Origin of the sequence: Thiocystis violascens DSM 198, assembly GCF_000227745.2 — a bacterium.
Classification (GTDB): domain Bacteria; phylum Pseudomonadota; class Gammaproteobacteria; order Chromatiales; family Chromatiaceae; genus Chromatium; species Chromatium violascens.
This window is the reverse complement of sequence record NC_018012.1, coordinates 4,790,310-4,811,852: the sequence shown is the minus strand read 5'-3', so window position 1 is coordinate 4,811,852 and position 21,543 is coordinate 4,790,310. Positions and strand designations below refer to the sequence as shown.

The window sequence follows — 21,543 nt, the reverse complement described above, 5'->3', positions numbered from 1 at the left end:
TGAGGCGACTGACCAGCGCTCGGGGGCGGTGCGCCGGATGATCGAGCCGCGCGCCGGGCATCGCGATGCACCTGCCAGAGAAGCAGCGCGCAGAGTGCGTAGATCGCGGCGAATTCCGGCGCGGCATTCAGGCCAAAATAATTTTGCACACCGCTCTCGGTCAGTCGGTAGGCGTGGATGACGCCAAAGTAGGAGAGGATCGAGGCGGCAAGACACCAACCGGCCGCCTGGCCGAAACGGCGGTCGATCATGAAGGCGAGCATGGCGGCCAGAATGGTCGAGGTGAAGATGAATCCCTGATTGAGCGCGATGACACCGTGGATATAGAGGTCGGTGCCGAACTTGTCCGCCACCGCGAACAGCGAGGAGCCGCTGACCCGCAGCGTGGTTTCGATCAACAGCAAGGCCCAGGCCGCCAGCGCCGGGATCATGCCGAGACTCACCGCCAGCGCATGTCGGCGCGGCGTCTCCTGAAACGCCTGAGCCGTGATGCTCAGGCCGATCCAGAGCAGGATGCCGAGGGTCGCCTCCAGCGGTACCCAAGCCATGACGACGGCGTAGGTTCCGGTCAAACAGAGCAGACTCATCGCGATGGCATTGAGCACCGAATAGCCCGTTCCCGCCCCCATGGATTTCCAGGCCGGATGGCCGATATAGATGGTCGTCGGAAACGGACTGCCGAAGCCGGCGGCCAGGAGCGTGCCGGCGCCGTTCGCCAGCAGCGACGGGCGCGTCTCGTAGCGGTCGCCCGCCGCCTCGGCGCTTTCCAGGTTCTGCAGCGCGCCGACGATGTTGAACAGCCCCATCGGCAGGATGACGGCGAAGTACTGCCAGCCCAGGGGCGAGAACATCAGGGCCAGCATCGAGTCGGGCACAGGTTGCGGCAGGTGGAGCCCAAGATCCGCCGCGACCGCAGGCGTCGCGGTGTCCAGCCAGCCGAGCGCGTGCAACACCGCCGCGATCGCCACGCCGACACAGACCGCGACAAACCCGCCGGGCAACCCCCAGGGCAGACGCAGCTTGGCCGCATAGACGCCGAGCAGGATCATCATCGGCAGTAGCGCCAGCGCCGGGGCCGCGAAGACCTGGAAGACGAACCCCATGGCAATGAAGGTCACGGCGATGCCGGCGAGCGCCGAGAGCAGCGCGGCGCGGGGCGTGTTGCGGCGCAGCCAGTCGGCCCCGTAGGCCCCGACGATCTCCATCGCCCCGTTCAGGAAACAGGCGAACAACCCCACTTGCCAGGCCAGTTCCGGGTTGCCCGTGTCGCGGTAGACCGGGCCGATGACCAGGAACATGAAGGCCATGAGACTGACGGTATTGATGCCATAGGGCAATGCCGTCACGTCGGTGCGGCCGGTGCGCCGCGCGAGCCGGCGCGCCTGCCAGGCATAGAAGAGATTCCCGAAGACCACCGACAGGGCGACCGCGGGCAGGATCTGTTCGGCGATCTGCGTCGAGGTGAAACCGCAGATGACCGGCCCGAGCAGGACGATCAGCATGATCTGCAGGAGGTTGTCGACGAAGAGACCGAAGAAGCCGTCCAGGTCGCCGCGGCTGAAGAATGGTGGGGAAATCATGAGAGGCTGGCCTATGCTGCACATCGAAAGCGGTCGTTGGAAAAACCCACGAGCCTCGCACCGCCGAACGAACCGAGTCGATGGGTGGGCGATTCCCGCCTCGCGCGACAGTAAACCGGGCGGCGCCATCCTCAAAGGCATGCCTTCCCGCTGGATTGATGCAGATCAAACGAACGTCCCGCGGAAGTTTGGCCCCGCCGTTCATTGCCATGGCCGCGGACACAAGATTCCCCCGTCCGAGATCAACTACCGCGCCAACATCGACGTGCTCAAGCGCGCGGGGGTCACAGAGGTGATCTCGGTCAGCGCCGTAGGCTCGCTGCGCGAGCATCTGCGCCCAGGCATGTTCGTGATCGTCGACCAGTTCATCGACCGCACCTTCGACCGCGTCAAGAGCTTTTTCGGCACCGGTCTGGTCGCGCATGTCTCGATGGCGCATCCGGTGTGCAACCGGCTTGGCGATCACATCGAGGCGGCGGCGCGCGAGGCCGGCATCGAGGTGGCGCGCGGCGGCACCTATCTGGTCATGGAAGGGCCGCAGTTCTCCAGTCTGGCCGAGTCCGAGCTATATCGCAGTTGGAACTGCGATGTCATCGGCATGACCAACATGCCCGAGGCCAAACTCGCGCGCGAGGCCGAACTCTGCTACGCCACGGTGGCCATGGTCACCGATTTCGATTGCTGGCATCCCAACCACGACGATGTCACCGTCGACGCCATCGTCAAGGTGCTGCTGGCCAATGCCGACAACGCCCGCGGCCTGGTGAAGACGCTCGCGCCGCGTCTGCACGCCGATACCGACGCCGCCGCCTGCGGTTGCCGCTCGACGCTGGAGCACGCCCTGATCACGCCGCCCGAGGCACGCGATCCCGAGCTGGTCGGGCGATTGGACGCGGTCGCCGGCCGCCTGCTCAACCCCCGCTAACTCTTTCCGGAAGCAAGCCATGCCCATCAAGTCGCTTATTCGCACCGTTCCCCATTATCCCAAGCAGGGCGTCATGTTTCGCGACATCACGACCCTCCTCAAGGATCCTGTCGGATTGCGTGTCACCGTCAATGAACTGGTCCATCGCTACACCCCCGTGAAGATCGATCGGGTGGCCGGAATCGAGGCGCGCGGCTTCATCATCGGCGCGGCGCTGGCCTATCAGCTGGGCGTCGGCTTCGTGCCGATTCGCAAGCAAGGCAAGCTGCCGGCGGAAACCGTCGGCCACGACTACGATCTCGAATACGGCACCGACCGCATCGAGATGCATGTCGATTCGGTCGCCGCGGGCGAGCAGGTACTGCTGGTCGATGACCTGATCGCGACCGGCGGCACGGCGGAGGCGGCCTGCAACTTAATCGAGAGCATGGGCGGCGGGATCGTCGAGTGCTGTTTCGTCATCGACCTGCCCGATCTCGGCGGGCGCCGGCGACTCGAAAACCGTGGACAAAAGGTCTTTGCGCTGTGCGAATTTGAAGGCGATTAAGCCTCTTCCGACAGCCGCGAGCCTCCCGGCCGACCCGGAGCCGGATGCGGTTCCCAAAGCGGCGGGTGAAACACTTGGTTCCAGTGGCGGATAATCCGACCTCAGAGCTTGGGCGATTTCCAGAAAAGCGCGTGCCGTTATCTTCGCCTGAAGCCTTTCGTGGTGAGGTACTCGAACCACGAAAGGCTTCACGCTCCGAGTCCGAGGATTGCCCGTTCACCCCATCCGACAAGCCTGCCATGGCTTCGGCTCCCTTCGACTTCGCTCAGGACTCGGGACGAACCGAAATTCGGTCGAGTTTTTTCCAGAAATCGCCTTTCTCGCGACCGGCGAGGACCGTCCGCTCGGCGTGCCAATCGCATCCCTGACACCCGGCCCGCAGACGGATCCCTGCGATCCCAGCGCAAGACATGTCGAATTTCCCGTTCAGCAATCCTTGCTTGAAAAAAGAGCGTTTTCAATTATAATGACTCTCCCCGCGCCCTTAGCTCAGTTGGTAGAGCATCTGACTTTTAATTAGGTGGTCGCGCGTTCGAGTCGCGCAGGGCGCACCATAAAATCAACGGCTTAGGTGATTTTCACCTAAGCCGTTTTTCTTTAAGCAACCAATGCGCAACCATCAGAGACAAAATCCGGCGGTTGCTCATGCCGGCCTGTAGCGGCGCGCGCCATTTGGCACCATTTCGCAAATGTTTTGGCACTTGGCGGATTTGTGATTTTTTGCGCTTCATTTGGCATCACTGACAAATGAAGCGCAAATTAACGGAGACTAAACCGCATACGCCTGGGTCGGGTTAGCCGCCGGAAAGGCGGCTCCGTCGCGCACGTTCACCGACTGCCCGACACTCAGCGCCCCAGACGCCTGCGCACGGACGAGCCCGCTCGCGGTGGCGACCTGCACCGCCGTCGCCGAGCAACGCACGACCACGCCGCGGCGCGCGGATGAGGTGCGCAGCAACGCTCTTAGCGTGTGCAATGGATAGCTAGACATCCGCGTCGACTCCGCTTGACATCATGGCATCAAACTCCGCTCGACGGTGAGGACGCTCGGCGCCTCGCCGGGCGCCAGCGTGTGGCGGATGCCGACAATCTTGCCGCGCCACTCTTCCCCTTGTGCCGGGTCGCTCACGGCAATCAGATCGCCCAGGCGCAGATCCAGGCGCGGGGCGACCAGCTCCAACGTGGTGGCGACGCGGGCATGGGCGCTGGCGTCCAGTTCCCCGCGCCCACGAGCAAGCGCGGCCTCCAGGCTATCGCCCAGCAGATCCTCGCGGATTTCGTCGCCCGGACGGTCGCCCCCATCCCGGTAGACTTCGATCGCCAGTGACATCGCTTAGCCCTCGCCGGCTAGGTGGCCGAGGATAAAGACCAGGATCGAGAAGTCGGTCAGGCCGGCGAGCGTGGCCGGACTGGTCAGGCGGTAGGCGTCGGCGCGGCAGGCGTACTTGACGCGCGCAACCGCCACGCCCTTGGCGCCCGCTTTGACCGTCGTCTGGTCTTGCAGGGACAGGCTGCCCAGACTGCGCCCCAGCCAGGTGACCGAGACGATTCCGGTGGCAGGCGTCGAGAGCGAGGCGGTATCGCTGTCGGCAAACGACAGATCGTCTTCTTTTTCGACCGTGAGGCCAGAGCCCACGCCCGCGACGGAGCCAGCGCTGGCGACTGGGGCGTCATAGGTGACGTTGCTCGATTTGTAGACCAGAAAGGCCGCGCTATCGCCAGGGGCAAAGCTGGTGACGCCGTTGTTGAGCCCATCGGGACGGCTGTCGATTTCGGCGGACAGGTGGCCAGAGGCGCTGCTGGCACTTTGATCGCCGAACGAGACGGTGATATTGGCGGTGACGGCCATCGGGTTACTCCACGGCAAGAAATTGGATGGTTTCGGTCCGAGCGTTGGTGGCGCGCCACTGCCAGGCGCGCGCCCGATACTGGAGCGACAACAGGCTGTAGTCCGCCTGGGCCGTCGTCAGGTCGCGCCCCACGACGCTGACGCGGCCCAGATCCGCGTAGCGGTAGGACTGCGCCCGGATGTCGGCCAGCGGATAGGCGAGCGTGGCGGCGCCGGACTGGATGACCACGAGTTCATCCTGTTCGGTCAGCACCTCGGTGCGCGGGCCGATCTGGGTGGCGGCGTCGCCGGTGTGCACGAGATCGACCGGGCGCCAGGGATGGGGGTAAGCGCGAATGGTGTAGGCATGCGGATCCTCGGGATCTTGCACGCTGTCGATCTGGATCTGATCGGCGGTCGCGGACGGGTCGCCGCTGGCGATGACGAAGCGGTTTTCGCGGCTCGCGGCCTCGGCTTGGTCGCGATGGGCAAGGAGGTCGCGGTCGGTGAGGGTGGCGACGGGCGTGGCGCTCGAATACGCGGGTGGCGAGACCGGATAGCGCGGGCGGGCCACCAGACTCCCGTCAGGGAGCGAGTCCAGTTCGCCCGCGACGGCGCCGACGATCTGGCGGGCCAACTCCAGCGGGGTGCCCTGGAGCGCGCCCGCGCTGTCGGGGAGGCGCCAGTTGGGCAGCTGCCAGGCGACGGGCTGTCCGAGCAGGCGTTCGACGACCGTTTGCGCCAGCTCGACGGCGCCCAGCGCGACCGGCACGGCCCAGGGCGTGCCCAGTAAGGCACCGGGACTGATGGCACTGAGGACGACACTTGGCGCGGCGTCGGCGCGGCTGAAGCGGCGCCCGTCGCAGATCAGGGCGATGGGTTGGCCCCAGAACAGCAGGGTCAGCGGATCGCCGAGGGCGACGCGGGCATAGTCGGCTTCGTGCAACAGATCGAGCGTCGCGATCCAGACCGGCGAGCCCTCGTCGGCGCTCAGTTCGGTACCCTCGCCGAGCGGGACGACGCGCCCCTGGTGCAGGAGATGATTGGGGCCGGCCAGGATCTGGACACTCGCATCGGGGCAGGAGGACGCGGCGCGATGGCGGGCGGCGACCGGGTTGGCGGTCAGCAGGCGCGATGAGGCCAGATGGCGCGCGCGAACGGCGGCGAGGATGGCGGCTGGCGAGACGTTCCGGACGCGGGTCGGGACGGTCGGGCCGAAGGGCGAGACATGCCGGGCACGGGACGGGACGGTCGGACCGAAGAGCGCGACGTGGCGGGCGCTGGCCGGGACGGTCGGACCGAAAAGCGAGACGTGGCGGGCACGGGCCGCGACCAGATCGCCCGCCAGGGCGTGATGACGCGCGGCGAGTAACGACGCTTGTAGTCTGGCGCTGGCGTGATGGCGGGCGCCGGTCGCGAGCCGCACGGCGGCCATAGCTTGGTGGCGCGCGGCGACCGGCCAGCCGAGCAGTCGCGCTTGAGCGGCGTGGCTTGTCGCAACCCTGGGTGGATCGCCGGAGGTGGCGAGATGATGGGCCGCGACTGCGGATCGTAATGCCGCCAGAGATTGATGCCGCTGGGCGAGAGGGGCGCGCTGGAGCGCTGCGGGGACCTGGTGGCGGGCGGCGACAGAGGTGCGCAAGGCGGACGTGACGCCGTGACGCGCGCTCGCGGCCGCGCGCAACGCCGCCGTGGTCTGATGGCGCTGGCGCACGCGCGACACAATGCCGGCACCGCCAAAGGCGATGTCGATCGTGAGTCCGTCGGGCAGGCTGCACGCGCCGCCAGAGAAGGCGACGTCGATGGCCAGGCCGTCTGGCAGGTTACATTCAGCCATCGACGGGGGTTCGCTGGGGCAGATAGAGATCGCAGCCGTCGCCAGAGTCGGCCAGGATGTGCAGATCGACGCGGGCGAACGGCGGGACCAGAATGACAAATCCCCCGCTACCGCTGGCGCTGCGGGTCGCGCTGATGACGGTCCCGGTCGCGCGGTGGAGGGCGCGGATGTCGCGTGCCAGGCCCGCGCCGCCAGCGGCGGTCAGCGTCCCGCAGAGGCGCTGAGCGTCCCCAGGAAATGACGCCGTGAACGCCTGATCGCTGGCGAGGATGCCGCGCACCGGGTTGGCCGCGCGGTCGAGCGAGCGGGCGTTGCGCGGGAGCGTCCATCTGACCGTGCTATCGGACAACTCGCCAATGGCGCCAAGATCGGGCATGTCGAACTCCTTAAGCGGGCGCGAGCCAGTCGGCGGTTTCGTTGAGCGAGACGGCAAAGCGCCCCACGGCGGTACCGCCCTTGTAAAGCAGCAGCAGGTCGGTCCCGGACAGCGCGCCGCGCCCGCTCAGGGTATCGAGATGTTGGCCCGGCTGGTTGTGCTGCGGATTGAACAGCCCTGGCAGATGGCCGCGCAGGAGCTTGGACGCCACGCCCCCTTCGCACACCCGCACCCGCTCCAGCAGCAATCCCCCCGTGACGGGGTCGGGGTAGGCCGCGCCCGCGCTGCCGATGCTGGCGGATGCCGCCGGCAGCGCTTGCAGTGTGCCGCAGGGAGAACTCCCGCCATCCTGCAGGTAGCCGCGCGCCAGGTAGTGCCCATTGCAGTCCGCGCCGGCCGCGCTGAGATTGTTGCCCAGGACGGTATTGTTGGCGGTGATATCGTTGGCGATCTTGCCGATCAGCAGCGTGCCGTATTGATCGCCCGGCAGATAGCTGACGATGTCGCCGAAAAAAATCATATCGGTCGTGGTCGCGGGGGCGCCGATGTCGGTCGCCACAAAGGAGATCCACAGATAGAACGCCCGCGTCCCGGCGATCAGCATCCAGGGGTGGGCCACGGTGCCGGTCGTGGAGCTTTTGACCGGACGGATACCGCCCGCGAGCTGCGCGGTGGTCGGGAAAGGGCCGGTGCCGGTGTCGATCCCGGTCAGGGTTTCGTAGCCGCGCAGGATGGGGTATTGCACGATCGAATCGTCGACGCGCAAATACATCCGGTTGCCGGACGGCGCGCGGTAGGCGGCCAGATTGGTGCCGCTAAAGGCTTTTCCCCAACCGGCGGCGGGTTGGCTGCCGTAGCCATTCACCAGACAGGCATCGAGCAGATCGATCAGTTTACCGACTTCACCCGTCAACACCGGCGCGCTGGCGTCATCGGAGCGATAGACCGTGATCGTCATCAGGCGCTCTCCCCTTCCACGCACACGCTAACCGGATCGCTACTGATCGCCGCCGCCCCGGCGGGCACGATGCGCCGATACCACAGCGGGCAGACGGCGGGGGAGGTGGTGAAGACCAGGGTATCGCCGGTGGCCGGCGTGCCGCCCCAGCCGTCGGCGTCGAGGGTGAAATAGGTGCCGCCGTTGGGGTTTGATGGGGACAGGTTGACGCCGGTCGAACCGGTACCGACCGCCCCGATCAGATCCCCGGAGACGCTGAGCGCGCCGGTGGCGTGGTCGGTGACGGTGACGGTCCAGGTCTGGTAGATGCCGCCGATCTGAGGCACGGCGATGGGATAAGCCGTGTCGTCATAGGTGACGCCGCCGGTCATGCTCTTGCCGCTCACGGCGGTCGCCAGATCGCCCGGCTCGATGACGCTCGCGATCTTTGCCCCGGCGCTGTAGGCGTTGGTCAGCCCGGCGGTCAGGCCGAGGGTCAGGGCGGTGCCGGTGTAGGCGACGCTGTCGATCTCGGCATATTCGGACAGCCCGCTGTCGAGCACGGTCGTGCGCGCGTCGATCCGGACCAGATCGCCGACCTGGAAGGGCTTCGTGGTCATGACCGAAAAATCGGCCTCGGTGGTGACGCTGATCTCGGTGTCAGCGGCATCGGCGGCGCTGGCCAGCGTGCCGTAGCCGTAGGGGCGCGCGGTCACCTGATCCAGGGTGTCGGTGAGGGTGCCGGGATAGAGCAGCACATGACTGTCGCCGGGGGTGCCGATCTCGATGGAAAACCGAGGATCGACCAGGGGCAGGTTGTCGGCATTTTTGACCGCGACGAAGACCTTGCGCCAATGTTCGACCCCCGCCGCGCGCTGGGCGGCGCTGACATCGGGGAAAAGGTTGTTCTTGACGCCCGAGACGATGGGCGTCTGGGTGCAGCGCCCGCCGTTTTGGGCGGGGACGGTATCGGACTGCAGCGCGGGGCGCAGCCAGAGGAGTTCGGACGCGAGGATGGACATGGGATCTCCGGGGTTAGACGGTGAAGAGTTTGACGGTGCCAACGACGAAATCGCTGTCGATGGGATCGGCGTAATCGACCAGCGGGGTCAGGTCGAGCGCGGGCGGGTCGTGGTGGCGGAACATGACTTGAAAGGACTCATCGCGCAGGGTCAGGGCATAACTGGCGCCGACGACGGCGGCCAGCGCCTCCAGCGCGGCGGCCTGGGCGCGGGTGAGCGGCTGATCGTTGGGCGCGACCAGGGTGATCGAACGGCCCGCGGCGAGCGCGCGCGGGTAGACGACCAGGCCGCCGTCCAGACGCCGGCGCACGCTTTGGCCGATGGCGCTGGTGTCGAATTCGTCAGGCCAATCCAGGCCGTCGGGGAGCGTGAGAGTGTCGAGTTGGATCATGTGATGGGTTTAACGCTGGCTGGGTCGGGGGCAAGGAGGCAGGCGTGGGGGGTGACTGGCGCAATATTTGACAGGAAGCGAGGCGCATCGTATTCGATGCCGTTAAAATGCGTGATCGGCGTTCCCGTGATGTCGACCCATTGCGTGAGGCAGTCGCCGTCAGGGAACGCACTAGCGCGCGGGTTGCTCGTTGGCGCAATGCGTAGATGGATATTCAAGATCTTGACCACGGCTTGCAGCAGTGACGCGACGGCTTGAGTGTCGTCGCTTGCGTAAAAAGAGACAGCGACTTGCTCGTTACCCAGGGCAGTAGCGACGTCAAACGGCGCATGCGTTTCGGTCAGCACGCGCCGATTTCCACCGCCCCCGTCAATGGTCGCGAGCGTCAAGCCGTCTTCGGAGGTCGGCTCAACGGACGCTAATCCGGATCTGACGACGCCGTGGTCAATGCAAAATGGACCGTCGAGCGATAACGCGTCGGATCCCGCATTTGCAACCAAAAAGCGTCTTTTTAACATCTTTTCAAGCGATACAGTGTCTAAGATTCCGACGTTACCAACGGCTTGTTTTTGAAGAACGTAACTTGACGTTTGAACGGGCAATGACCCGATCGACACCTCCAGCGTCTGTTCGTCGATTTCGGTGCGTTGATAGTTGGCGTAGACGGTTTTGCAATAATCTGTATTTGAAGCATGAAAATCGTAATCCCGAGCTGCGGTCAGCGAGACAGGGATGACGACCGGGACCAGCTCGTTTTGGCTCCAATAGAAGGAAAGCAGAACGTCCCATGCAAAGTCATACCGAATAACCGATGTCATCGACTGGTTGAACCAGTCGGCGACGTTGCCGAACTGACCGCATTCTGGAGGTCCGGCCTCATACGCGCTGGTCGCCGCCGCCGTGGCCGTCCAGGTGGGTGGAAGGTGCGGCGGAGCGATGACCGTCATCCACGCCCCGAACTGGGCGCTGACGTCCGCGCGAAACAAGCGCCCATTGCGGAGCATGTCGACAGATGTCGTAACGGCGGGGGCGTAACGCGGCAGCAGGCACGCCAGCGACAGTCCGTCTGACGAAAAGCTGTACCACGGCGCGGAGGGGTTGCCGTCTACAAAGGGGCGCGACCGCGAACCGACAGACACTGAGCCGAATCCCTGGACAAGGCTCCGGCGCCATAGAGTCAACGTATCGGTTCCGGTGACGTAGACGAGGGACGGAACGCCGTTGAACGACTGGATTGCAGCGCCCAAAACGGTGCCGGAGGCAGTCTGTAGCAAGCGACCAGCCGCATAGATGGAAGGCCCACCAAAAGAGAGCGCGATCGGCTGGTTATTTAGCAGGCCATACCAACAACCGGCGGTCGCCGTCAGCACGCTGGTCGGTATCCGCGACTCAATCCCTGATTGAAAAGCGCCCAGATTCGTTTTCCCGCTGCCGGTGAGCACATTAAATGACAGCGGCCCCGGCTCCACCCGCACCCGCGCCACCATCAAATCGGTGGTGTCGAATAACCCGAAGCCGCCGCCAATGCCGGCGTTACGCCGATCGCGCACAGTCTCCGAAAGGGTCGCGGTCTGGGATTCGTCGTCATCCGGCGTTTCGGGATCGTCTGGCGTGGCGCAGGTCGCGGTGTAGAGCATGTCGCCCGAGCCGTGATAGATGCGCCACCAGATCTCGTAATCGCCGGTCACGTCGTTGACCGCGTCGGCGATCTTGCGCCCGGTGAGCGCGAACAGGCCCTCCCCGTCCGGGTCCGGGTCGGCGTCGGATTTTTTGACGGTGATGTTGGTGCCGGAGCCGGTGAAGTGCGGCGCCTGCTCGTAGTTCAGGGTCGCCAGTTCGGTCTCGCCCGTCACCCCCGGCTCGATCAGGATCAGACGCATCGACAGGCGCACGCCGGTCTCGGTCGAGCCGTCGAGCCCGACGAAGCCGTCCAGGGCGAGCGTGATGGTCGGGGCGGTCTCGTCGTCTGCCAGCGGGGGATCGTAGGCGACGACGGCGGATGGCCAGTGAAAGCAGCCGTAGAGATTTTCGCAGGGGGTGTCGATGACCAGGGTTTCGCCGTCGTCGGTGGCGTCAGAATAGACCCAAAACACATCCGTCGCGGGGTCGCCGTAACCGCAAGTGGAGCCCCAATAGCCCGCCTTGGTCAGCACGAGCGGGGCATGTCCGGCGGGGCTGACGCCGAGCAGATGGGCGCGCTCGCAGAGGGCGATGACGGTGTCGGCAAACTGGATGGTCAGTTCGACGGCCAGCGGGTTGCCGGTGGTCTGGGTGGTGCGCAACAGGCCGTTGAGGGCGGTGGTGAGGATGACCGTCAGGCGTTCCTCGGGATCGGGATCGGCGGCCGCGTGCGGGCCGGGGCTGAAGCGGATCAGGCTGGAGGCGCTCGGCATCACAGGCCCCGCTGGAGTTCTTTAAGCGCGCTGGCGAGCGCCTGGGCTTGGTCGCGCGCGCCCTGGACGCGCACGGCTTGGCGGCCGATCTGGAGGTTGATGTCGACGCTGTCGCGCGCGGCGGCGGAGGCGGTGGCGACGGGACCGACCGCCCCGCCGGCGGCGAAGCGCGCGACCGGAGCGGTGAGGTTGGCCAGGTGCGCGGTCAGGGCCTCGCGCGGCAGTCGCATCTGATTGAGGGCGTCGAAGAAGCCTGCGCCAAGACGGTTGACGGTGCCGGGGTTAAACAGCCGCTCGCCGGGCATCAAGAGCGAGGCGACGCGCCCACCCCCGGCAAACCGCTGGATGAGGTCGAGCAGGCTGGAGCCGTAATAGCGGCTCGCCGCCTTGCGCAGCACAAAAGAACCGGCGGCGAGCGAGGCCGGGACGCTGTCGGTGTTGCCGGAGCCGGGCACGGTGGACCAGCGCGGGACGGGGAAGCCGGGCACGGCGCCGCCGTTGGCAAACCCTTCGACTCCGCTCAGGGCGAACGGATGAATCAACCCGCCGAGGGCGTTGCGCTTGACCTCGCGCACATAGACGGTGTGGGTGCTGGAGGTGTCGCGCTCCAGTTCGGCGATACCGCGCAGCACCTCGTCCACGTTATCCATGACGCGGTGCGTGCTGTCGGTCGTGAGTCCCGCCAGATCGGCCAGCGACTGCTTGACCTCGCCGGCGTTGCTCTGGACGACGTGCGCGCTCTCGGTGGTCAGGCCGTCGAGTTCGCTCAGCGATTGCTGGACCGCGCCGATGGCGGTCTCGGCCTTGTCGGTGGTCACCGTCAGGTCGGCGGCCAGCGGGTGGTCCTTGGCGTAGGCGGCGAGGCGGGCGAGTTCGTCTTGCGCGCCGTCCAGGGCGACTTGCAGGCGGAGCGGGTTGTCGCGCGCGAGCGCCCCGGCGTTGTCGAGACTGGTCTTGAGGCTGTCCAGGTCAAGCTTGGTCTGAAGCAGGTATTCCTTGTCCTGAATCAGCGGCGCCAGGGCGTCGATCTCGGCTTGGACAGCCTGGCTGTCGACCACCAGCTTGAGGTTGAGTTCTTTGTCGAGCTTGGTGGAGAGTTCGTCGATCCTGGCCGTGACGCCCGTGAGCGCAGTTTCCTGGGCGGTGGCGGCGGCCTGGGCTTCCTTGGCGACATCCCGATGCGACTGCTCCTCCTGTTCGAGCGCCTCCACCAGGTGCTGCGAGCCGGTCAGAAACGTTTTACTGGCGTTGTCGGCGGCCCGCTGCTTGGAGACATAGACCGTTTCGCCGTCCTTAACCTCGCGCGCGAGCTGCGACGCCAGCTCCATCTCTTTTTGGGCCAGTTCCTTCGCCAGGGTGAAATTGCCCTCAACCAGCGCCCGCTTGGCTTGCGCGCTGGTCTCCTCGACCTGGCGTTGCCGGTCGGCATAGGCGGCCTGATCGGTCATCGCGCCGCGCTGAATCTCGCGGATGCGGTCCTCGGTGCTCATCTTGAGCGCGCGGATCTGGTCCTCGATGCGGGTCACTTCGCTCAGGTGGCGCTGCGCGTCGGCGTTGAGCTGGTCGATATGGGCCTTGTAGGCGCTCGCGATCTCTTGCAGCGTGGCACGCTTGGCCGTGAGCATCTCGACGTTCAGCGCGCGCTCGTCGGCCCCGGCGGCGCGCGCGGCGTCTTGGCGACTGGCGTATTCCTGCTCGACCAGAAAGACGGCTTCGTTCTCGTAGGTCTTGAGCGCGGCGAGGCGCTCCTGGGCATCGAGCCGATAGATCGCGGCGCGCTGGGCGGCGGCGGTGCGCTCGTTGCCGGTTTGCTGGTTGACGGCGGCCAGTTGCGCCTGGGTGAGGGCGTCGATGTCGGCGAGCCGGCCCTGATAGGCGGACTTGGCCTCCTCGCCCAGCGTCCGCCAGCCTTGGCCTTCGGCCTTGAGGGCGGTGTCGAGGGTCTGGCGATGCTGCTCGATCTCGCCGTCGAGGCGTTCGATTTCGGTGCTGACGGCCTGGATCGCCTGGCCGACCGACTGTGCGGCCGCGAGACCGGCGGCGCCGATGGCCTGTTGGGTCGCGGTCAACTGGCCCTGGGCGGCCAACGCGGCCTCGGCGAGCCGGTCGATCTGGCCGACGACGCGCGCGATCTCGGCGTCGGTGCGACCCAGGGCGCGCAGTTGTTCGGCGGCCTGCCCGGAGTCGATCCCTGCCTCATACAGCCCGAGCGCGAGCGCGCGGACCTTGGCCTCGCTGGCGTTGGCGGCGTTGGCGAGATCGGTCTGCTTGCGATTGAGGCGGTCGATCCCGCCGGTCGATTGCTCGACCGCGAGATTGAACGACTGCCAGCCGTTGCGGTTCTCCACCCCGATGCCGTAGTTCTCGCGCAAGGATTGCGTGTTGGTGTCTAGCGCCTGGCGGTTGGTGTCGAGTTCGTTGGAGGCCAGCACCAACTGCTGCAGCAGGTTGTCGGCGCTGGCCTGCTTCTGCGCGGCGATGTAGGCGTCGAGCGCGCGCGCGTTATCTTCGTAGCCCTGGCCGATCTTGGCGACAACCAGCCCCTGCTCGTTGAGCGACAGGGTCAGGCCGGGGACGAGCGTGGCCAACTGCCGCTCGGCGTCGGTATAGGCGGCGGTGCCGGGGGTCGCGGTGGCGAGCGTGCGGCGCAACGCTTCCAGTTCCGTGGTTTGCTTGGTCAGTTCGTCGTGCGCGGCGGCGAGGCTGGCCGCGGACTCTTTCGACGCGGCGTTAAAGGCCAGGAAGCCCGCCGCGACGATGCCCAGCACGGCGGCCAGGGCGGTCAGCGGATTGGCGAGCATCAGCACCCAGAGCGCGCGCAGGGCGGTGCCGGCGGCGGCGACCTGGGCGCTGAACGCCGCCCAGCCCGCCAGGGCGACCGAGGCAAGCCCGAGCGCCAGGGTCGCGAGCGCGCCGGTGACCGCCGCGAAATTGACCGAGAGCAACGCCAGCGCCACGCCGGTCGCGGTCATCGCGGCCACGGCGGCATAGATGGGCGCGGGGATGGCCGCAAAGGCGCTCGCGATGGCGATCAGGAAGCCGCCCAGCGCCTCGATCCCGCTGGCCAGCGCCCCGATCACCCCGGCCAGCAGGTTGGTGCCGGTGGCGAAGAGTTCGGCGCCGTGCAGCGCATCGTTGAGCCCGCCGACCACGCCGGTCAGGCTGTTTTTCAGGCGCGTGGTGGCGCGCTCAAACGTGTCGGGGAGCGAAGCGGCCTCGGCGGCGATGGCGTCGGCCTGACCGGAGAGCGCGCCGATCACGGCCTCGGCGGTTAATTCGCCATCCTCGGCCATCTGGCGCAAGGCGCCGGTGGTGACGCCGAGTTCGTCGGCCAGCGCCTGCGCAAGCCGGGGGGCCTGCTCCATGACGCTGTTGAATTCGTCCCCGCGCAACTGCCCGGAGGCCAGCGCCTGCGCCAACTGGGTAATGGTGCCGGCGCTCTCGGCGGCGCTCGCCCCGGAAATCGCGAACGCCTGGGTGATAGTGCGCGTCAAACCGGCAACGCTGGTGGTCTCGTCGCCGAGACTGTTGAGCGCGCGACTCAGGGTGGCGTAGAGATCGGCGGTCGCCCCGATGTCGCTGGAGGTGCTTTGCGCGATGCCCTGCACGTCGGCCAGCGCCTGCGCGGCGGCCGCGCCGCTGTCGGTCGCCAGTTCGAGCTTGGCCTGAAGGTTGGCCCAGGCGTCGGCCAGTTCCATCAGATCGCCGGCCTGCTCCATCAACCAGCCGAAGCCGCGCGCGAGCACGTCGAGCGAGAGCAGCGACCCGACGAAACCGCCGATTTTCGTCCCGGCGTCCTCGGAGGCCGCGGCGGTCTCGTTCAGGCCCGCGCCGAGGTCGTCGAGTTGCGCCCCGGCGTCCCCGGCGGCGGCGTCGGTCGCCGCGCGCACGCCGTCCATGCCGCCCTCGAAGGCGCCCTGGGCCTCGGCGACCGCGCGCGCGAAGTCTTCTGCGGAGAGGGTCAGCAGGACGCTGACGGTGAGGGCGTTCTCGCTCATGTTGCGCGCTCGCGGGTCAGCTCAAGCAGGGTCAGCCAGAGACCCCAGCCGTAGTCGTAGATGGCGCCATGGCCGCGTTCGACGAGGAGGAGACAGGCGCGGTCGAGGTCGCGGGTGGCGTGCCGTGCGCCCGCGCGAGCGCGAGCAGCGGGGCGAAAAAACGCTGGTGCAGCTCCCACCAGGCGCGCCCGAGGGTTTCGCACTCCGAGAGGCTGAGATCGTCCAGCACCTCGCCGTCGGGCAAGGTCAGGCTATCGCCCAAGAGCGCCAACAGATCCGGCAGGTGCTCGCGGATCAGTTCGGGCAGCGGGCGCTTGGCCTGCTCGGGGGTGAGGGCGGCGAGGATCTGACGCACGTCGCGCACGCGCAGTTCGCGCACGGTGACGGCGCGGCCAGGGTCGAGGTCGAGGGTTTTGTGGGTGCGCATGGGCGGCTGTGGGCAGTGGGGAATGCCGACAGCATCGACGAAAAACCCCCGCGCCGGGAGGCTGCGAGGGTTCAGCGGGAAGGTTCTGGGAGCGGTAGGCGCTGTCGAGACAGGGCATGCCCTGTCTCGACGGGGATCGTCAGGCTACCGCATGCAGACGCGACGATGCAAGACGCGCGTCGAGGAGATGGTCGAGGGCCGCGCGCTGAAGCAGGGTGAGGGTGGCGATCAGGACCGCGAGACGCTCGCGCTCGGGGTCTTGGAGGTGGCAGCCCTGGAGCAGGTCGTCGAGGGCCGAGAAGCAGTCGGAGACGCGCTCCAGATCGTCCAGCGGGTTGTCGCTGCCGCCGAGGTCGATTGTGAGGTTCATTAGATGGCCTCCGCGAAGAGGTCGAGTTGGCTGCTGGGCGTCGCGCACACCTCCGGCAGCAGCCCGAGACGGCGCAAGCGGGCTTTGAGACGCTCGATGCGGCGCTGACTGGTGCCGACGGCGCGCGCGGTCTGGGCGTTGGTCAGGCCCGCGTTGGCGCAGCGAAAGACCATCTCCAGTTGCGGGGCGATCTCCAGCAGGGCCTCGCGGGTGAGCCGGAGCAACCGGGCGCAGTCGGCGTCGGCCTGGGGCGCGGTGTCGCCGCGCAGGGCGGCGTCGAGGAAGCGGATGGCGCGCAGGTGGAACGCGGGGCTGATCCACATGGCATAGGCGTAGACCAGTTCGCGGATGACGTAGGTGCCTTGGGCGGCGGGGTCGCCGCCCTGGATCACTCTAACCGGTTGATCGTATTCCGTTCCGGGTTTTCCGTCCGAGCCGCCAGCGACAGTTTTGGCGCATTCGTCGATCAGCGCCTTGGTCTGCTCCAAACACAGCCAGTTAGATGGCTGATCGCGTTTCTTGCCGCCGGCGGCGCGGTGCAGATCGTTGATACAGAACAGGCCGCGGTCGACTTGACGGATGGCGATGCCATCCAAATAGAGGGTTGCGGAAAGCGGGTGCTGCATGGCGTACATAATGACTTCCACAGATTACTCTGACAAACCAGAAAGGCTCTGGCGGCCGGGAGGGTCAGAACGGCTCTGTGAGACCGTGCGCATGTTTCCCCTTGCGGGTGTTGTATCCGATGCGCACTCCCGGCCATAAAATCGGCTGGGCATAAAAAAACCGCAGGGCTTTCGGGTGCGGGTCCGCACAGAGCTTTCGAGGTTCTGACACCTCTTGGCGCCAAGCAAACCACGAAACCCGCGCGGTTGTCAATCTTGCGGTTGATTTGGCACTGGCCGCCGGCGGATCGAAGGGGGTAGCGTTCCGTGACCCCCTTATTGTGGCTGACGCGGACTTGGCGATGGGTGTTCCAATTCGATACCCATCCCCGACGCCCTTGTTTTCTGGAGTCCGCCGGCGGTTTGAAGGGGGCGGTATTTTGCCGCCCCCTTGCAATACTGGTTGATCGCATCGTTTCGGCCTCGGCGCGTGAAGCCGTTCATGGTTCGACCAGCTCACCACGAACGGCCTCAGGATGCTTTCTTCCTTGCCCCCCTTCGACTCCGCTTCCTTCGACCCGGCTCAGGACAGGCTTGCTCCTTGCCCCCCTTCGGCTCCGCTCAGGGCAGGCTTGCCCCGGCTTACGCGGCGACGATATCGACGGTATCGGGCGAGGACGGTTCATCCCCGCGAGCGCGGGGAACGTGTCGCGGTTACCTGCCCGTAGGTGTCGCGCCCCGGTCCATCCCCGCTGACGCGGGGAACGGCGATCAGCCTATCACCCGCCCGTCAACAGATCCAGGATGTAGGGCGAGGTCTTGTCGCTGAGCGTGACCAGCTCGCCCTCCAGCTCGACCGAGAGAAAATCGTCGCCCATGAAGTCCACGGGCGAGGTCGGGGTCAGCGTGGCCTCGTCGATCACCAGGAACGCCGATTCGCCATCGACGATGTTCTTCATGTCCATCATGATGCCGACCTTAATGGTCGGCTTGACGCCGCCTGCGACGCGCGTCCCGGACTCCCCGGCATGCTTGTACGTCAGGGTGCAGGCGGTGGCCTCGGTGAGCGTGGCGCCGATGTAGCGGATCAGGCCAGCGCGGTGGTTGATCTCCACATCGGCGAGCGGAATCTCGACCGGCGTGGTCTCGTCGGTTTCGATGACGATAGGACTGGTCACATCAACATGCGGGGTGATGTGGCGATGCGGCAGTTGCACGAACCGCCCCGGAATCAGGGTGACCTCGGTCGGCGCGCCGCTGGCGACCGTGCCCGCCGCCACGCTACGGGCATCGGCGGTGCCCAGCAGCGCCAGTGCCAGAATCTCGGCGCTGACTTCGTTCAAGGTCACCTTGATCTTCGAGGGCTGCTTGAGCGAGACCGTGCGGCGTACCTGTCCGTAGGTGTCGCGCTTTTTGCTCTTGATGGTTTTGAGTTCGGTGGTCTCCTCGATGGCGATTTGCCCGGCCTCGATCGGGGGCAAATAGCCGGTGGAGGCGCCGGCGTCGGTTTTGCGATCAAGGTAGAGATCGCCGGAGAACAGGAAGTCGCTGGAAGCCATGTTGATTTTCTCGTTAGGCGCCGCAGTGGCGTGCGGTTTCGTGGGTGAAGGCCAGCGGCAGCAGTTGCAGCCCGGCGGAATAGACGGGTTGAAGCAGGGCGGCAAATTGCACCGGGCTGGTGCGTTCGGCCGGTTGCCAGCCGTGCAGGGCGTCGAGCACGGCATCGGCCAGCGGGCCGGCCCCGGCGCGCGCGGGGGCGCCGGAGACGATCCCGGCGCGGTCGCGGTAGGCGACGATCACGGCCCAGCGTTCGAGCAGGCGTAGCCCGGCGCGGGGCGCGGGTTTGTCGCCGAGCGGCTGGGCGCCGAGGTACATGACATAGACGGCGGACAGCGACAGCGGGCGCTCCTGGAGGTCCAGCAGTTCGTCGAGTGCGGGCGAGCTGTCGACCACGGTGCCGGCGGGCAGACGCGCGCTCAGGCGCGCCAGGAGCTGGGGTTCGAGGGCGAGGATCTGGCTCATCGGTAAGCGGCGAGGGTGTCGGCGTCGAATTGGCGCACGGGGGCGCTGGCCTGGGCCAGGCCCGCGGTGCCGGCGGTCGCCTGGCCGAGCGGCTCGCGCCCGTCGGCGACGCGCTCCAGAAAGCGCACGGCCTCGCGATAGCGCAGCAGCACCGGGTGCAGTTCGGGCAACTGGCCGTCGTCATAGAGTCGCCAGCGGGCGATGTCCAGGGCATAGGTGTGCAGCATGCCCTGCTCGTCGGCGCTGAGCACGCGCCCGAGCGCGACCCGGTTGATGCGGGCATTGGCGGTGTCGACGGCCGCTTGAAGGGTCGCGAGCGCCAGATGCGCCTGGGCGATGTCCTCGGCGTCCCACTCGCCATCGACCTCCTCCCCGCGCACCACGGCGGCGAGCAGGTCGGGGTCGAGCGTCGGCACGCCCTCGGGGGTGGCAAGCTGGGCTAGTTCGCGCGCGCCGTGCGGGGTGAGGAGGTCGGCGGGGGCGATCACAGCGTCACCGCTAGCTCAAAAAACGCATCGGCCTCGGCGTCCGTCTTGCGGAGCGCGGTCATCGCGGCCACGAAGGTCGGGTCAAGTCGGCGCCAGGTTTGCGCGTCTTCCAGAAACGCCAGCGTCACGAAGTCCGTCACCGGATCGAGCGCGGCCTTCCACGCCATGAAGTCGGCGACCAGCCCCAGGGCCGCGATGGCGAGCTTGGCTTGCAGCTTCGAGCAGGTCATTTCTTCAAGCCGCTGCTGTTCGGCCACGGCGAGATCACCTGGCAAGGACGCGATGACGAACTCTGACCCGATCAATTCGATGGGCGCATAGCCCAACGCGCCGGGTTCTAATGGTTCGTACCGCACGGGATACCAGCCGAGTTCGGCCAGGCGCTCGTCGGACATCGCGTCCAGGCCCATCGTGAGTCCGCCCGCGTGCTGGAATTCGTGCGGGAGTTTCTGCGGGATGGGGTTATCAATATGGGCGTATTGGGTCATAACGTCAGCTCCCATGTATACCCGTTTCCGCTCGTCATGCCGGCGTTCGCGACATCCGCGATCAGGCCCCAACTCGCCCCGTCTTGAGACGACTCGATTTGAAACGCCTTTGGCACTCTTAGCGCGTTAACGCTGGTATTGCCGATTAAAACAATTCTTTCGATACTAAAAGAGCCCGCAAGGTCTATCGTAGCCGTAACCGGAAGGTTGGTGACGGGCACCATCCAGCGACTCGCTGAGCTATTAAAATAAGTTTCTCCATCGACGATATTATTAGGTGTTAATGCTGCATAGCTTGGTTTGTTTGCAGTTATCGATTTACTCTGAGAGACAACAACGCCGCTAGAATACAATTGCCATTCCGAAACGGATACATAGTCGGTCGCACCTGCCGTTTTCGTAATTATTAGCCTCCAATAGCGTGCCCCTGTCGGCATAGCGGAAACACGCGGCCTCATCATCTGCGGAAAGATCATGTTTCCGCTCCCGCACCGTTGCGGTAATACGTCGTCCCGCCGTCCGGCGTCCAGAGAACGAATGCGGAATGTTTAGTTGCGGCGGTATTGAGCGCCTGCGTATCCATTGGCTTCGGGCTGTTCGTGTAGGTCACGTCATAGCCGCCTGCTCCGTTCTGAATCAGCACAATCAGCGCAAACGAATAGGCCGATCCGGTTGGCGTGATCGTGATCGCGCACGGCTCAGTCAGCGTGAGCACATGTACCCGACCGTCGAGCAGAATCGTCTGCGCGTCTCCGGCGTCGGCGATGATGTTTGAGCCGCCCGCGAGTCCGGCTGCGAAGGTCTGGATGGCGCTGAATGACTGAACAGTGCCGGGCTGGATCGCGGTCGCCGCCAACGCTAACTCGGCATGTGCATGCGCCAGCGCCGCATAGCGCGCGTCGCCGCGGGCGTTGGTGTGATAGTGCGCGTGGTCGTCGTCGGCCAGACCCGCGAGCGCGCCGTGATCGGTGACGCCCGCGCCGCTGCCGGCGCTCGCGCCATAAAACCCCTGAATCACGATGCTCATCCGCTGATCAACTCCACGGTCGTGCCCGCTCCGGCCGCGCTGACGCGCAAGGCCGTGACCGGACCAGGGAAGACGATCAGCGTCTCCGCGGTCAACGGCTCGCCGAGCGGGTGCCAGGCGGCGCCAGCGCCGTCGGCGCCGACCGCGCTGGCGGGCGTCGCCGTGACCGCGAGGGTCACGGTCGCGCCCGCTTCCGGGAGCACCGACAGCGACCAGGGCGCGCCGCCGGGGGCGAGGATCAGGCTGGCGCCGGCGGCCACGGCATGGGATTGCTGGCGCATG

The 21,543-nt window shown here is 66.3% G+C and carries 25 protein-coding genes and 1 tRNA gene; 5 read left to right on the top strand and 21 right to left on the bottom strand.

Features of this window, described 5'->3' with window-relative positions; translation table 11 throughout:
- Positions 1 to 65: 65 nt before the first annotated feature.
- The 5 genes from THIVI_RS24980 to THIVI_RS21490 all read left to right on the top strand — a co-directional run bounded on the left by THIVI_RS24980 (position 66) and on the right by THIVI_RS21490 (position 3,606).
- A complete protein-coding gene (locus THIVI_RS24980) occupies positions 66 to 1,061 on the top strand; it encodes a hypothetical protein (protein WP_041447143.1) in 996 nt (331 codons plus the stop codon).
- A gap of 177 nt (positions 1,062 to 1,238) precedes the next feature.
- Positions 1,239 to 1,694 carry a hypothetical protein gene (locus THIVI_RS24975; protein ID WP_041447142.1) on the top strand — a complete coding sequence of 152 codons (456 nt, stop codon included), beginning with the start codon at positions 1,239 to 1,241 and terminating at the stop codon, positions 1,692 to 1,694.
- A 25-nt stretch (positions 1,695 to 1,719) separates the two neighbouring features.
- The gene (locus tag THIVI_RS21500) at positions 1,720 to 2,505 is read left to right on the top strand and encodes a phosphorylase family protein (protein ID WP_245537327.1); all 786 of its coding nucleotides are present in this window, start codon (positions 1,720 to 1,722) and stop codon (positions 2,503 to 2,505) included.
- 19 nt (positions 2,506 to 2,524) lie between these two features.
- Positions 2,525 to 3,052 carry an adenine phosphoribosyltransferase gene (locus THIVI_RS21495; RefSeq protein WP_014780624.1) on the top strand — a complete coding sequence of 176 codons (528 nt, stop codon included), beginning with the start codon at positions 2,525 to 2,527 and terminating at the stop codon, positions 3,050 to 3,052.
- Between the two features lie 478 nt (positions 3,053 to 3,530).
- A tRNA-Lys gene (locus tag THIVI_RS21490) sits at positions 3,531 to 3,606 on the top strand.
- Between the two features lie 24 nt (positions 3,607 to 3,630).
- Here THIVI_RS21490 and THIVI_RS25175 read toward each other — a convergent pair.
- The 21 genes from THIVI_RS25175 to THIVI_RS21385 form a co-directional block, all read right to left on the bottom strand.
- Positions 3,631 to 3,783, bottom strand: a complete 153-nt coding sequence (locus THIVI_RS25175; protein WP_169315587.1) for a hypothetical protein — start codon at positions 3,781 to 3,783, stop codon at positions 3,631 to 3,633.
- A gap of 38 nt (positions 3,784 to 3,821) precedes the next feature.
- A complete protein-coding gene (locus tag THIVI_RS21485; RefSeq protein WP_014777839.1) occupies positions 3,822 to 4,043 on the bottom strand; it encodes a hypothetical protein in 222 nt (73 codons plus the stop codon).
- A gap of 21 nt (positions 4,044 to 4,064) precedes the next feature.
- On the bottom strand, positions 4,065 to 4,382 hold the full coding sequence (locus THIVI_RS21480) for a hypothetical protein (protein WP_041446860.1): 318 nt from the start codon (positions 4,380 to 4,382) through the stop codon (positions 4,065 to 4,067).
- A 3-nt stretch (positions 4,383 to 4,385) separates the two neighbouring features.
- Positions 4,386 to 4,901: a hypothetical protein gene (locus THIVI_RS21475; protein WP_041446859.1), complete on the bottom strand. Its 516-nt coding sequence runs from the start codon at positions 4,899 to 4,901 to the stop codon at positions 4,386 to 4,388.
- 4 nt (positions 4,902 to 4,905) lie between these two features.
- The gene (locus tag THIVI_RS21470; RefSeq protein ID WP_014780623.1) at positions 4,906 to 6,717 is read right to left on the bottom strand and encodes a hypothetical protein; all 1,812 of its coding nucleotides are present in this window, start codon (positions 6,715 to 6,717) and stop codon (positions 4,906 to 4,908) included.
- Entirely contained in the window at positions 6,710 to 7,093 is a 384-nt protein-coding gene (locus THIVI_RS21465; RefSeq protein ID WP_014780622.1) for a hypothetical protein, read from the bottom strand. The genes THIVI_RS21470 and THIVI_RS21465 overlap by 8 nt, the downstream gene beginning before the upstream one ends.
- Positions 7,094 to 7,103: 10 nt before the next feature.
- On the bottom strand, positions 7,104 to 8,051 hold the full coding sequence (locus THIVI_RS21460) for a hypothetical protein (RefSeq protein ID WP_014780621.1): 948 nt from the start codon (positions 8,049 to 8,051) through the stop codon (positions 7,104 to 7,106).
- On the bottom strand, positions 8,051 to 9,052 hold the full coding sequence (locus tag THIVI_RS21455) for a hypothetical protein (protein ID WP_014780620.1): 1,002 nt from the start codon (positions 9,050 to 9,052) through the stop codon (positions 8,051 to 8,053). Before THIVI_RS21455 ends, THIVI_RS21460 begins: the two co-directional genes overlap by 1 nt.
- A gap of 13 nt (positions 9,053 to 9,065) precedes the next feature.
- A complete protein-coding gene (locus THIVI_RS23130) occupies positions 9,066 to 9,443 on the bottom strand; it encodes a hypothetical protein (protein ID WP_014780619.1) in 378 nt (125 codons plus the stop codon).
- Positions 9,440 to 11,836: a hypothetical protein gene (locus THIVI_RS21445; RefSeq protein ID WP_014780618.1), complete on the bottom strand. Its 2,397-nt coding sequence runs from the start codon at positions 11,834 to 11,836 to the stop codon at positions 9,440 to 9,442. Before THIVI_RS21445 ends, THIVI_RS23130 begins: the two co-directional genes overlap by 4 nt.
- Positions 11,836 to 15,834 carry a tape measure protein gene (locus THIVI_RS21440; RefSeq protein WP_014780617.1) on the bottom strand — a complete coding sequence of 1,333 codons (3,999 nt, stop codon included), beginning with the start codon at positions 15,832 to 15,834 and terminating at the stop codon, positions 11,836 to 11,838. Before THIVI_RS21440 ends, THIVI_RS21445 begins: the two co-directional genes overlap by 1 nt.
- A 31-nt stretch (positions 15,835 to 15,865) precedes the next feature.
- Entirely contained in the window at positions 15,866 to 16,261 is a 396-nt protein-coding gene (locus tag THIVI_RS23125) for a hypothetical protein (protein ID WP_014780616.1), read from the bottom strand.
- 139 nt (positions 16,262 to 16,400) lie between these two features.
- The gene (locus tag THIVI_RS21425; RefSeq protein WP_014780615.1) at positions 16,401 to 16,631 is read right to left on the bottom strand and encodes a hypothetical protein; all 231 of its coding nucleotides are present in this window, start codon (positions 16,629 to 16,631) and stop codon (positions 16,401 to 16,403) included.
- A complete protein-coding gene (locus THIVI_RS23120; RefSeq protein WP_169315586.1) occupies positions 16,631 to 17,278 on the bottom strand; it encodes a KilA-N domain-containing protein in 648 nt (215 codons plus the stop codon). Before THIVI_RS23120 ends, THIVI_RS21425 begins: the two co-directional genes overlap by 1 nt.
- Positions 17,279 to 18,015: 737 nt before the next feature.
- Positions 18,016 to 18,795 (bottom strand): phage tail tube protein, encoded by a 780-nt coding sequence (locus tag THIVI_RS21415; protein ID WP_014780613.1) that lies wholly within the window; start codon positions 18,793 to 18,795, stop codon positions 18,016 to 18,018.
- 13 nt (positions 18,796 to 18,808) lie between these two features.
- A complete protein-coding gene (locus THIVI_RS21410; RefSeq protein WP_014780612.1) occupies positions 18,809 to 19,258 on the bottom strand; it encodes a phage tail terminator protein in 450 nt (149 codons plus the stop codon).
- Positions 19,255 to 19,746, bottom strand: coding sequence for a phage protein Gp36 family protein (locus THIVI_RS21405; RefSeq protein ID WP_014780611.1), 492 nt, complete (start codon positions 19,744 to 19,746; stop codon positions 19,255 to 19,257). Before THIVI_RS21405 ends, THIVI_RS21410 begins: the two co-directional genes overlap by 4 nt.
- The gene (locus THIVI_RS21400; RefSeq protein ID WP_014780610.1) at positions 19,743 to 20,234 is read right to left on the bottom strand and encodes a hypothetical protein; all 492 of its coding nucleotides are present in this window, start codon (positions 20,232 to 20,234) and stop codon (positions 19,743 to 19,745) included. Before THIVI_RS21400 ends, THIVI_RS21405 begins: the two co-directional genes overlap by 4 nt.
- Entirely contained in the window at positions 20,231 to 20,710 is a 480-nt protein-coding gene (locus THIVI_RS24970) for a discoidin domain-containing protein (RefSeq protein WP_157174536.1), read from the bottom strand. The genes THIVI_RS21400 and THIVI_RS24970 overlap by 4 nt, the downstream gene beginning before the upstream one ends.
- Complete coding sequence (locus THIVI_RS21390; RefSeq protein ID WP_041447139.1) at positions 20,707 to 21,261, bottom strand: hypothetical protein; 555 nt, start codon at positions 21,259 to 21,261, stop codon at positions 20,707 to 20,709. Before THIVI_RS21390 ends, THIVI_RS24970 begins: the two co-directional genes overlap by 4 nt.
- On the bottom strand, positions 21,258 to 21,542 hold the full coding sequence (locus THIVI_RS21385; protein WP_014780608.1) for a hypothetical protein: 285 nt from the start codon (positions 21,540 to 21,542) through the stop codon (positions 21,258 to 21,260). The genes THIVI_RS21390 and THIVI_RS21385 overlap by 4 nt, the downstream gene beginning before the upstream one ends.
- Between the last annotated feature and the right edge of the window lies 1 nt (position 21,543).